The organism is Rhizobium sp. BK591 (assembly GCF_014195045.1).
Lineage (GTDB): Bacteria > Pseudomonadota > Alphaproteobacteria > Rhizobiales > Rhizobiaceae > Rhizobium > Rhizobium anhuiense.
This window is the reverse complement of record NZ_JACIAZ010000004.1, coordinates 93,053-105,077: the sequence shown is the minus strand read 5'-3', so window position 1 is coordinate 105,077 and position 12,025 is coordinate 93,053. Positions and strand designations below refer to the sequence as shown.

At 61.4% G+C, this 12,025-nt stretch carries 8 protein-coding genes; 5 read left to right on the top strand and 3 right to left on the bottom strand.

Going from position 1 to position 12,025, the window contains the following annotated elements:
• Positions 1 to 9 precede the first annotated feature (9 nt).
• Complete coding sequence (locus FHX10_RS18590) at positions 10 to 513, top strand: GrpB family protein (protein ID WP_063473525.1); 504 nt, start codon at positions 10 to 12, stop codon at positions 511 to 513.
• 171 nt (positions 514 to 684) lie between these two features.
• On the opposite strand, the gene FHX10_RS18585 is transcribed toward FHX10_RS18590, so the two are convergent.
• Entirely contained in the window at positions 685 to 1,794 is a 1,110-nt protein-coding gene (locus FHX10_RS18585) for a LysR substrate-binding domain-containing protein (protein WP_244604852.1), read from the bottom strand.
• A 307-nt stretch (positions 1,795 to 2,101) separates the two neighbouring features.
• Between FHX10_RS18585 and FHX10_RS18580 the strand changes: the two genes are divergently transcribed.
• The 4 genes from FHX10_RS18580 (at position 2,102) to FHX10_RS18565 (ending at position 6,291) form a co-directional block, all read left to right on the top strand.
• Positions 2,102 to 3,151: an ABC transporter substrate-binding protein gene (locus tag FHX10_RS18580; RefSeq protein ID WP_028755694.1), complete on the top strand. Its 1,050-nt coding sequence runs from the start codon at positions 2,102 to 2,104 to the stop codon at positions 3,149 to 3,151.
• A gap of 110 nt (positions 3,152 to 3,261) precedes the next feature.
• Positions 3,262 to 4,335: an ABC transporter ATP-binding protein gene (locus FHX10_RS18575; RefSeq protein ID WP_028755693.1), complete on the top strand. Its 1,074-nt coding sequence runs from the start codon at positions 3,262 to 3,264 to the stop codon at positions 4,333 to 4,335.
• Positions 4,332 to 5,501 carry an ABC transporter permease gene (locus tag FHX10_RS18570; RefSeq protein WP_028755692.1) on the top strand — a complete coding sequence of 390 codons (1,170 nt, stop codon included), beginning with the start codon at positions 4,332 to 4,334 and terminating at the stop codon, positions 5,499 to 5,501. The genes FHX10_RS18575 and FHX10_RS18570 overlap by 4 nt, the downstream gene beginning before the upstream one ends.
• 1 nt (position 5,502) lies before the next feature.
• Positions 5,503 to 6,291, top strand: a complete 789-nt coding sequence (locus FHX10_RS18565; protein ID WP_028755691.1) for an ABC transporter permease — start codon at positions 5,503 to 5,505, stop codon at positions 6,289 to 6,291.
• A 60-nt stretch (positions 6,292 to 6,351) separates the two neighbouring features.
• On the opposite strand, the gene FHX10_RS18560 is transcribed toward FHX10_RS18565, so the two are convergent.
• Positions 6,352 to 8,694, bottom strand: coding sequence for a DNA translocase FtsK (locus FHX10_RS18560; RefSeq protein WP_183844874.1), 2,343 nt, complete (start codon positions 8,692 to 8,694; stop codon positions 6,352 to 6,354).
• A gap of 273 nt (positions 8,695 to 8,967) precedes the next feature.
• Positions 8,968 to 11,967, bottom strand: a complete 3,000-nt coding sequence (polA, locus tag FHX10_RS18555; RefSeq protein WP_028755689.1) for a DNA polymerase I — start codon at positions 11,965 to 11,967, stop codon at positions 8,968 to 8,970.
• Positions 11,968 to 12,025 lie beyond the last annotated feature (58 nt).

Below are 12,025 nucleotides of genomic sequence, written 5' to 3'. Positions count from 1 at the left end.
AGGCAGGGCATGCGCGCCATCAGAGTGGTCGACTACGATCCTTCCTGGCCGCGGCTCTTTGCCGAAATCAGCGCCGAGGTGTCCATCCTGCTCGGCGACCTCGTGCTTTCCACCGATCATATCGGCAGTACGTCCGTGCCCGGCCTGGCGGCCAAGCCGAAGATCGACCTCGATGCCGTCGTGATATCCGACGACGTCCTGCTGGTGGCGATCGAGGCCGTGCGCGCTGCGAATTTCGTCTTCCACGGCGATACCGGTGAACAACGATGGGCCTTCACGCGCGATTGTGAAGGTTATGGCTTCAAGCTCTATCTTTGCGGACCCGATAATCGCGCACATCGAGAGCGCATTCTGTTTCGCGATTATCTCAGGGATCACCCGGAGCGAGCCAAAGCCTATGCCGATCTGAAACGTAGGCTGGCCGCGGAGGCAGACGGCGATTGGGGCCTTTACACCGGCGGAAAGACCACGTTTGTTCGCGAGACGCTGCGACTGGCAAGCTTGAGGCTGTGAAATTGAGCTGCGCCCCTATCTTCAAAGCGTGTCCGGCCCTCTCCTGGAGCGATTCCGTTTTTCTTCTAATCACGGAATTGCTCTATCTCTTTTGTTTTCACGCAATTCCCGGCAAAAGCGTTTCACGCTTTGCCTGGCAAAATCGCTGCACACTTTTGCTGGATTGCTCTTTCACCCCGGCCGGCTGGTTTCATCAGAGGCGTGACCGCCCATGGTTTCACCGATTGACTGTTGCATCCATGCGCGGAAACGCGCCAATGTCACCTCATTCCAGCGCTCTCGCGATCCGACGAAGTAATAGCCTCCAAGCCGGACATCCGTTCCGAGCAATTCGACGAGCCGCCCGGCACGCAGGTCGTCTGCAGCGATCAAACGCGTGGCAAGGGCTATTCCTTGGCCTGCGACAGCCGCGTCGACCGTCAGATTGGCCGACCACAGCCGTGGACCATTCAAAATTACTTCATGCTCGAAGCCAGCCTTGCGAAACCATTGCCGCCATTGATCGCGGCTTTCCTCGTGGATCAACGGTTGGCGCACCAGATCGTCGAGGGTGCGTATTGGCGCATTCCTGCTGATCCATTCGGGGCTTGTGACCGGAAACATGCGAGGCCTTTCCAGCAGGATCCAACGGACATTCCCTCTTGGCTCCTCCGAGTAGCGGATGTCGACATCGGCCTCATAGCGCGTGAAATCCGGTTCGAGATCGGTCGCGCGCATCACGAAATCGATCCCGGGCAAGGCAAGCTGGAGCTGATTGAAGCGCGGTGTCAGCCAACGCGTTGCGAGGCCGGGCACGCACCAGATGCGCAAGACAGTGCGGTTGACTGCTGGGCGCAATTCCGCCGTCGATTTGGCAATGAGGTCGAAAGCCGTTCCCACGGTCTCGGCAAAAACCCTGCCTTCCGCCGTCAGCCTGATGCCGCGCGGTCCGGCATCGACAAGCCGCGTGCCAAGCCAGGCTTCGAGGTTACGGACGTGGCGGGATATGACGGTATGGCTGAGATTGAGATCGTCTGCGGCCCTGCGCATTGAGCCCAGCCGGCTGACCGCCTCGAAGGCGCGCACCATGGATAACGGCGGTAAACGTCCGCGTTTCTGAGCACCTTCCGGTTCATCTGCTAACGATTTCCCTCTGCGCAATCCCGTCCCCCAAAGGAAAACCAAAATCGGAATGCCGTGTACACATCCATATGCCATAGGCTTCGGAACTTGGGTGTAACGAAGAGTGGTGCACGGTGGTGCATATGGTGCACCACTAACCTGTCGATTGGCAATTGCCATATCCGACCTTTTCATAGGCGAGTCGTGTCGAATTTGCCGGCGGGTGCAACGCCTGGCCGGAAACACCGGTTGGGAGTGGTGCATCGACGTGTCCACCGGGGGCAACAAAAAGCGCCTTTCCGCCCCTTGGGACATACGCCAGCATTGTTCGCAGCAAAACCGTCCGCCTGTTGGAGATGACACACGGCAAGCCCGTTGAAGCCGGCCTTGCCTACCCCACGGACGCGGCCGGCGATCGCCACCGATCCCGAAGATCGTGGTTGTCAACCAAGCATCGGGCAGATGCTCAACAAACAGGGGAAAGCGAATGAAACTCAAGAACACGTCGACGATTGCAGCTCTGGGATTGCTGTCACTGGCGGTTGCTACGGGGCCGAGCGTGGCCAGGGACCTCACCATAGCTTCCTGGGGCGGCAACTTTCAGGATGCTCAACGAAAGATTTTTTTCCAACCCTTCGCCGAGGATACCGGAAAGCCTCTGCTCGATGAGGCCTGGGATGGCGGCATCGGTGTCCTTCAGGCGAAGGTCAAGGCTGGCAATCCTTCCTGGGATGCGGTGGAGGTCGAGGCGGATGAGCTTGCGCTCGGCTGTGCCGACGGTCTTTTTGAAAAGGTGGACTGGAGCAAGCTCGGCGGCAAGGATGCATTCCTCCCTTCCGCCGTAAGCGATTGCGGCGTCGGCTCCATCGTCTGGTCGACTGCGATCGCCTATGACGGCGCAAAGATTGCCAAGGGCCCGGAATCCTGGGCCGACTTCTGGGACGTGAAGAAATTCCCCGGCAAGCGCGCCCTGCGCAAGGGGCCGAAATACACACTCGAATCCGCGCTGATGGCCGATGGCGTGCCGGCCGATAAGGTTTACGAGGTCCTGGCGACGCCGGAAGGCATCGACCGTGCTTTTGCCAAGCTCGACGCATTGAAGCCGAGCCTGGTCTGGTGGACCTCGGGCGCCCAGCCACTGCAACTGCTTGCCTCCGGCGAGGTTGCCATGACCAGCGCGTATAACGGCCGCATCACCGGCATCAACCGCTCGGAAGGCAGGAAGTTCAAGGTTGTCTGGCCGGGCAGCATCTACGCCGTCGACAGTTGGGTCGTCCTGAAGGGCGCTGAAAACAAGGATGCGGCCTTTGACTTTGTTGCCTTCGCTAGCAAGTCGGAAAATCAGGCAAAGCTGCCGCAATATATCGCCTACGGCCTCACGAACACCGAAGCCGGCAAGACCCTGCCGCCCGATCAACTGGCCGACCTGCCGACGACCCCGGCCAACATGCAGGGAGCCGTCAGCCTTGATACGGACTTCTGGATCGACAATTCGGAAGCGCTGACCAAAAGATTTGACGCCTGGCTGGCACAGTAGCGGCACGATATCGCCCCCACGGATCGCTCCTGCCGAGGATCCATGGGGGCTTCCGCCTATCCTCGTCACTTCGTCTCCTTGAGAACAGACAATCCGAACGGAGGGCCGCCGTGGCTACGCCGCGCATACGCTTTGAAAGAGTCTCCAAATCCTTTGGCACGCTTCAGGTCGTCAAAGACCTGTCGCTCGACATCGAGAGGGGCGAATTCGTCAGCCTTCTCGGACCGTCGGGTTCCGGCAAGACAACCTTGCTGATGATGGCGGCGGGTTTCGAAAACCCCACCGGTGGCAGCATCTTTCTCGACGGCCGCCGTATCGACCATCTGCCACCGTATCGGCGCGAAATGGGCGTCGTCTTCCAGAACTATGCGCTCTTTCCGCATATGTCGGTTGCCGACAACATCGCCTTTCCGCTGAAGATGCGCGGTATCGGACGCAGCGAGATCGAAGGTCGAGTAAAACGGGCGCTCGACATGGTGCAACTGTCTGCAATGAGCAACCGAAAGCCGGCCCAGCTTTCCGGTGGTCAGCAGCAGCGTGTGGCACTTGCCCGCGCTCTGGTGTTCGAGCCGGCCGTTGTGCTGATGGACGAGCCGCTGGGGGCGCTTGACAAACAGTTGCGGGAACAGATGCAACTCGACATCCGCGCGCTGCACAAGCGGCTGGAGCTGACCGTGGTGTTCGTGACCCACGATCAGGCCGAGGCGCTTACCATGTCCGATCGGATTGCAGTCTTCAATCATGGGAACATCGAGCAGATCGGCTCGCCGCGCGATATTTATGATCGCCCGCAAACGCGCGTCGTCGCCGAATTCATCGGCGAAACCAATCTGATAGAAGGAACGGTGACGGCGACGGGAAAAACCGGGGCCTCGGTCGAGCTCGCCGATGGGCGGCATCTGATCGTATCGGGCAGCGGCTCCCTCTCCGTCGGAACCCGCGTCCATATTTCGGTCCGTCCTGAGCGGATTTCTCTTGCGGCCCGCGGGACTGGGTCTGCGACGAATGCCTTGCCGACGAAAATACTCGACAGCGTGTACCAGGGCGATCACCTGCGGGTGCAGCTTGACCACGATGCCTTCCGCTTCATAGTCCGGACCGACAGGCGATCGGCGGAGTGGGCAGCGGGCGCCGATGTGGTGGCTCATTTCGCACCGGACGATTGTTGGGTGATTGCGGCATGAGTCCGTTCCGTCAAAGCATCGGCACCTTCGCTCTTGTCCTTCCTCTTACTCTGTTCCTGGGTGTCTTCTTCATCTGGCCACTTCTGACGGTGCTTGAGCAGGCGGTGTCCGATCCGGTCGTCAGCCAAAACCTGCCCCGGACGACGGCCGCGATCTCCGCCTGGAACCGTAATTCCGAGTCCTCCGACGAGATGCAGATTGCGCTTGTCGAAGACCTGAAATCGATCGACGACGATCAGAATCTGGGCGAGGTGGTTCGAAGACTTAACAGCGCCCAGCCGGGCTTCCGCACGCTGATGCGAAAGACCGTCGCCGCCGTGGAAGGCAGCGCCGAACCGACAAAACTTGGAGAGGTGGACTCACGATGGAACGATCCCTCGTTCTGGCGGGCCATTGCCGAGGCGACCTATCCTTATACCGATCGCAATCTCCTAGCCGCAGTCGATCTTCAGCATGACGCATCGGGAGCGATCGTGGCGATGCCGGCCGGGGAGTCGGCCAATCAGGCGATTCTTCTCAGAACATTCACTGTGGCTGCTGTCGTGACCGTGGCAACATGCCTCATCGGCCTGCCATATGCGATGCTGATCGCAGCCTCCAGCGGCTGGCGGCGACAGCTCCTCCTTGTCGCGGTGCTCCTGCCGCTATGGACGTCGTTGCTGGTGCGCACCGCGGCTTGGTACATCCTCCTGCAGGACAAGGGACTTATCAATTCCTTCCTCATGTCGCTCGGCCTCTTCAGCGACCCGTTGCCGCTTCTCTTCAACCGAACGGGCGTCATTATCGCCATGACGCATGTTCTGCTGCCCTTCATGGTCCTGCCGATCTACAGTGTCCTCATCGCAATCCCCCGAAATCTCATGCCGGCGGCAGCCTCTCTCGGCGCGCGGCCGATCCGGGCCTTCCTGCAAATCCTGTTGCCTCTGACATTGCGCGGTATCGCTTCCGGTGGACTGCTCGTCTTCATGGCAGCCCTCGGTTACTACATCACGCCGGCGCTCATCGGCGGGCCCAAAGACCAGATGATCAGTTCGGTGATTGCCTTCTATGCCACCGGCTCCGCCAATTGGGGGATGGCCGGCGCGCTCGGCATCGTGCTGCTCGCCGCGACCATCGTGTTCTACGGCGTCTATGGCCGGCTCTCAACGAAGACGGCAGGTGCCTGACATGACAGTTCGTTTGCTTAAATTTCTGTATGGTGCGGCAACGGTGATTTTTCTGCTGGCCCCGCTTTTGGCGATCCTTCCGATCGCATTTACCTCCAGCAGTTTCCTGTCCTATCCCATCCCTTCTTTTTCGACCCGCTGGTTTGCGGAACTCGCAAACGCGGACGCCTGGCGGCGGTCCATCGTCAACAGCTTGCTGATCGGCACGGGGACCACACTGCTTTCAACCGTGCTCGGCATGCTGGCCTCACTTGCATTGCGCAGGCGCATTGTCTTCGGCTCTACACTGCGGACAATGTTCCTTCTGCCGATGGTCGTTCCGGCGGTCGTGCTCGGAGTCGGGCTTCAAATTCTGTTTGCCAAGCTCGGATTTCCGAACACCTTTGCGGCCGTCATCATAGCGCATACGGTTGTCGCCGTACCTTTCGTGCTGATCAGCATCACCGCGTCGCTTGACGGCATCGACTATCGAGTCGAACGGGCGGCGACGAGCCTGGGCGCTTCTCCAGCAAAGGTCTTCTGGAAAATAACGCTGCCGCTCGCCATACCGGGTGTACTGTCGGGCGCGGTGCTTGCTTTTGCCACCTCGCTTGATGAAGTCGTGCTGACCCTGTTTGTCGCCGGCCCAAACCAGTTGACGCTCGCGCGCCAGATGTTCTCGTCCATTCGCGAAAACATCAGCCCGGCCATCGTTGCCGCGGCATTTCTCTTCATCCTCGGAACGATCTTTCTCGGAGGCCTGCTTGCCATCGTGCACAAACGCGCCGCCCGTTCCGCAGTCGCGGGGTGATGTTCGGCCACTGGAATGCCGCGCCCTCACGCTGAGCCGCGATGGCGCGGCTCCTGCCGATCAATCCCCGTCGCCCCGCCCAGAAACGATCTCGCGCTTGCCGACGTGGTTGGCCGGGCCGACGAGGCCTTCCTTTTCCATGCGTTCCACCAATGAGGCGGCGCGGTTATAACCGATGCCGAGGCGGCGCTGGATGTAGGAGGTGGAGCATTTCTTGTCGCGCATGACGACCTTGACCGCCTGCTCGTAGAGTTCGTTGCCATCCTCGGAGGCCATGGCGCTCTTGTCGAAAACGGCGCCGGCTTCCTCCTCTTCCGTCTCGTCCTCCTCGTCGGCGGTGACGGTGTCGAGATATTCGGGGCGCCCCTGTGTTTTCAGATGGGCGACGACCTTTTCGACCTCCAAATCCGAAACGAAGGGACCGTGGACGCGGGAAATGCGCCCGCCGCCCTGCATGTGCAGCATATCGCCCTGACCGAGCAGTTGTTCGGCGCCCTGTTCGCCGAGGATGGTGCGGCTGTCGATCTTCGAGGTCACCTGGAAGGAAATGCGGGTCGGGAAGTTTGCCTTGATCGTGCCGGTGATGACATCGACCGATGGGCGCTGTGTGGCCATGATCAGATGGATGCCGGCGGCGCGGGCCATCTGGGCGAGGCGCTGGATCGCGCCTTCGATGTCCTTGCCGGCGACCATCATCAGGTCAGCCATTTCGTCGACGATGACGACGATATAGGGCATCGGCGTCAGGTCCAGCGCCTGGCTTTCCTCGATCGGAGCACCGGTGCCCTTGTCGAAGCCGACCTGGACCATGACGTGGATGGCCTCGCCCTTTTCGCGGGCCTGCGCCACGCGGTCGTTGTAACCGTCGATATTGCGCACGCCGAGGCGCGACATCTTGCGGTAGCGCTCCTCCATTTCGCGCACGGCCCATTTCAGCGCCATCACCGCCTTCTTCGGATCGGTGACGACGGGCGTCAGCAGATGCGGGATGCCGTCATAGACGGAGAGTTCGAGCATCTTCGGGTCGACCATGATCAGGCGGCACTGTTCCGGCGTCATGCGATAGAGCAGCGACAGGATCATCGTGTTGATGGCGACCGACTTGCCCGAGCCGGTGGTGCCGGCAACAAGCAGATGCGGCATCTTGGCGAGCTCGGCAATCACCGGCTCGCCGCCGATCGTCTTGCCGAGGCCGAGCGCCAGCTTGTAACCGCTCTTCTCGAAATCCTGGCTTTCGATCATCTCGCGGAAATAAACGGTTTCACGTGTCACATTCGGCAATTCGATGCCGATGACGTTGCGTCCGGGGACGACGGCGACACGGGCCGAGAGCGCCGACATCGAGCGGGCGATATCGTCGGCCAGTCCGATGACGCGCGACGACTTCACGCCTGGCGCCGGCTCGAATTCATAGAGGGTGACGACGGGGCCGGGACGGACATGGATGATCTCGCCCTTGATGCCGAAATCTTCCAGCACGCTTTCCAAGAGCCCGGCATTCTGCTCCAGCGTCTCCTGCGACATGATCTCGCCGAGGCGTTCCGGCGGTTCCTGCAGCAGGGCGCGCGGCGGGAATTCGTAGCCGGATGCGTCGACCCTTTCGGGCCTCACGGCCAGACGCGGCGACGGTAGAACCGCAGCCACAGGCGGCGTACGCTGCGGCGCGGGCGCTGCCGGAGGGGCTGATGCAATTTGAGGGGCTGGCGTGACCTGGGGTGCGGGTGCAATCTGAGCCTGCACGACCGGCGCCTCGACAATAATGCGCCTCGGCTTTTCCAGGGATGGGGCGGCCGGAGGACGCACGGCGACCTTTGCGGACATCGCAGCGGGCGGCGAGACCGGGCGGGAGGGCACGGGAGCGACAGCCGGCCGGCCGGGGCGCCATTCCATGATCTTGAACAGCGAAGTGATCGATTCGGGCGTGGCCTCAGCCTTCGGGAACGAGATCACGGGGGGCGCGCGAACCGGCTCGGCCTCTTCGAAGGCCATGACTTCCCAGAAGGCGAAATCCGAAATGGAGGAAAGCTCAGCGGTGGCGCGGAAGGCAGGCGCGCGGACCTCATCAGGCAACGGTGCCTGCTGCAGTTCGACCATGTCGGGTGCCGTGGAAATTTCCTCCGGCTCCGGCAGATAGATATCGAACGGCACGTCGACGGCAACCGGCTCTATCCGTATCGCCTGCTGTGCAAGCTGCGAATCATCGCGACCGGGCTCATTCGGCGCGCGCCGTTTGCTGATCAGCGTTTCCGGCGTGCGGGTGAAACGAACATTCGGCGCGAGGGAAAAATTGCTCTGCCAAATGGGCGCTGCCGGCTTTTCTCCTGGATTTTCCTCCGGAAGCTCAGTTTCAATCCCGCTGGAAAAGTCCCCGGCGTCCGTCAAATTGGTTCTGGGAAAACGCATGCGTCCGCTACTCACTCATGCTTGGCAAATTACGACCCTACCGGGATAGAAAAGGAAGGTTAATAAGTTCCTTCCTTCCGTACCGTTCCGACACGGCTCCTGGTGGCAAATTGCTGCACTTTCAATGGCTTGCGCTAAGCGGAAAAATCTTTGCCAATTTTGAAGAGGTGGCTAAGCGCGTCGCGTCGAATCTGATTGATGCGACGTGCTTCGGGTCTTTGTTTGATGCATGTCGTTGTCCCAAAACCGCCGCGCACTTTTGGGCGACATGCATTAGTGCGCCTCGTCCCAATTGGTGGCGGCGCGCGCATCGACCCTCAGCGGCACGCGCATTTCGAGCGCCGGCATGGTGGCGTTTTCCATGACCGAGACGATGACCGGCATCGCCTTTTCGACATCGTCATCCTCGACCTCGAAGATGAGTTCGTCATGCACCTGCAGCAGCATGCGGACGCGATCGCCAAGGCCGACTTCGGCAAGCGCCGGCTCCATCCTGATCATCGCCCGGCGGATGACGTCGGCAGCCGAGCCCTGGATCGGCGCGTTGATCGCCGCACGCTCGTTGAAGGCGCGCACGGACGGATTGGACGAGCGGATTTCCGGATAGTTGATGCGGCGGCCGAAGATCGTCTCGACATAACCCTTGTCGCGCGCCATGGCCTTTCGGCTTTCCATATAGTCGCGGATGCCGGGGAAACGCTCGAAATATTTCTTGATGTAGTCGCCGGCTTCCGAACGCTCGATCGAAAGCTGATTGGCAAGGCCGAAGGCCGAGATGCCGTAGATGATGCCGAAATTGATCGCCTTGGCGCGACGACGGACCTCGCCCGGCATGCCTTCGACCGGCACGCCGAACATTTCCGACGCCGTCATGGCGTGGATGTCGACGCCGTCCTCGAAGGCTTTGGTCAGCTGCGGGATTTCGGCCACATGGGCAAGCACGCGCAGCTCGATCTGGCTGTAGTCGGCAGAGATCAGCTTGTGGCCGGGCGTCGAGATGAAGGCGGTGCGGATCTTCCGGCCTTCGGCGGTGCGCACGGGAATGTTCTGCAGGTTCGGCTCAGAGGACGACAAGCGCCCCGTCGTCGTCGATGCCAGCGAATAGGAGGTATGCACCCGCTTGGTCTCAGGGTGGACATAGCCGGGGAGCGCGTCGGTGTAGGTCGATTTCAGCTTGGTGAGCTGGCGCCAGTCGACGATCTTGCGCGGCAGCTCGAAACCGGCGGCAGCCAGATCTTCGAGCACCTGGGCGGAGGTGGACCATTGGCCGGTTTTCGTCTTGCTGCCGCCGGCAAGGCCCATCTTGCCGAACAGGATGTCGCCCAGCTGCTTCGGCGAGCCGATATTGAAACGCTCGCCGGCCAGCACGTAGATCTCGTCCTCGAGGCGCGCGGCCCCCTGGGCCAGCTCGCCGGACAGGCGCGACAGGATCTGCCGGTCGACGGTGATGCCGCGCGCTTCCATGCGCGCCAGCACCGGCAATAGCGGTCGCTCCAGCCGCTCATAGACGCTGGTCAGCCCTGCCGCCGCCAGCCGGGGCTTCAGCACCAGCCAGAGGCGCAGCGTCACGTCGGCATCTTCGGCGGCATAATGGGTGGCGCGGTCGATGGCGACCAGATCGAAGGTGACGTTCGCCTTGCCGCTGCCGGCCACGTCCTTGTAGGGGATCGGAGTATGGCCGAGGAATTTTTCCGAGAGCGGATCCATGCCATGCGCGCCGGTGCCGGCGTCGAGCACGTAGGAGATCAGCATCGTATCATCGAAACTCCGGGTCTCGATGCCGTAGCGCTTCATCAGCAGGTAATCGTATTTCAGGTTCTGGGCGACCTTGAGAACCGATTCGTCCTCCAGCAAAGCCTTCAGCCGCGGCAGGGCATCGCGCATGGGGATCTGGTTTTCGGCAAGGCCGCCGCCGAGCAGATCGCCGACGCCGTTCTTGTGGACGAGCGGCACATAGGCGGCGCGGATCTTCGTGCCGGTGGGATCGGCCGTATTGTCGGCGATCGCCATCGAGAAGCCGACGAGCTCGGCCTGCATCGCATCGAGCGAGGTCGTCTCGGTATCGAAAGCAACGAGGCCGGTCGCGCGCGCATCGGCGATCCACCGGTCGAGCGTCGCCAGGTCGCGGATCGTCACATAGGCCGTATGATCGAAGGGCAGCGTCGCAAAGGCCTCAGCCCGCGCCTTGGCAAGATCGGCGGGCGAAAAGGCGCCTTCGACGACAGCCTTCGCCTTGGCGCGCGGCGGCACCGGCACGGATTCGCCCGAGACTTCGGGGATCCCGCCGGCAACGGGTTCGGGTTCCGCCGCACTGAGATCGGGGCCGTGGGCCGCCTCGCCCCATTCGATGTGGACGACCGCCGGTTCGATGCTGCTGGCATCGCAATCGCAGGCTTCGGCGACCCGGCGCGTCAGGGTGGTGAATTCCATCGTCTTGAGGAAGCCGATCAGCTTCGGGCCATTCTGCGGCTCGAGCACCAGCGCGTCGAGATCGAGATCCAGCGGCACGTCGGTGCGCAACCGCACGAGGTCGCGCGAGAGCTTGGCCATGTCGATATTGGCGAGGATCGTCTCGCGGCGCTTGACCTGCTTGATCTCGGTGGCGCGCTCGAGCAGCGTGTCGAGATCGCCGTATTCCTCGAGGAGCTGGGCGGCGGTTTTCGGGCCGATGCCGGGAATGCCGGGGACATTGTCGACCGAATCACCGGTCATCGCCTGCAGGTCGATCATCTTTTCAGGCGGCACGCCCCATTTTTCGATGACATCGGGAATGCCGATCTGCTTGTCCTTCATGCTGTCATACATATGGACATTGGGGCTGACGAGCTGCATCAGATCCTTGTCGGAGGAGACGATGGTGACATCGGCGCCTGCTGCCTCGGCCTGGCGGGCGTAGGTGGCGATGATGTCGTCGGCCTCAAAACCTTGGGTCTCGATGCAGGGCAGATTGAAGGCGCGGGTCGCCTCTCTTATGAGGCCGAATTGCGGGATGAGCTCTTCCGGCGGGGCGGAGCGGTTCGCCTTGTAGGCGTCGTAGAGATCCTTGCGAAACGTCTTGGCAGAATAATCGAAGATGACGGCAAGATGTGTCGGCGTCACGCCGACATCGGTATTGCGTGCATCCCTCAAGAGCTTCCACAGCATGTTGCAGAAACCGGACACGGCGCCGATCGGCAAGCCGTCCGTCTTGCGGGTCAGCGGTGGCAATGCATGAAACGCCCGGAAGATGAATCCGGAACCATCGATTAGGAAGAGGTGATCGCCTTTTTTCATGCGTGCATGGATAGCGCGGGCATTGGACGAGGTCCATATAAAGTTCGGCGCGCAAAAA

Coding starts and splice junctions, on each gene's coding strand:
- FHX10_RS18590 (WP_063473525.1), top strand. CDS start 10: ATGCGCGCCATCAGAGTGGTCGACTACGATCCTTCCTGGCCGCGGCTC.
- FHX10_RS18585 (WP_244604852.1), bottom strand. CDS start 1,794: ATGGCAATTGCCAATCGACAGGTTAGTGGTGCACCATATGCACCACCG.
- FHX10_RS18580 (WP_028755694.1), top strand. CDS start 2,102: ATGAAACTCAAGAACACGTCGACGATTGCAGCTCTGGGATTGCTGTCA.
- FHX10_RS18570 (WP_028755692.1), top strand. CDS start 4,332: ATGAGTCCGTTCCGTCAAAGCATCGGCACCTTCGCTCTTGTCCTTCCT.
- FHX10_RS18565 (WP_028755691.1), top strand. CDS start 5,503: ATGACAGTTCGTTTGCTTAAATTTCTGTATGGTGCGGCAACGGTGATT.
- FHX10_RS18560 (WP_183844874.1), bottom strand. CDS start 8,694: ATGCGTTTTCCCAGAACCAATTTGACGGACGCCGGGGACTTTTCCAGC.
- polA (WP_028755689.1), bottom strand. CDS start 11,967: ATGAAAAAAGGCGATCACCTCTTCCTAATCGATGGTTCCGGATTCATC.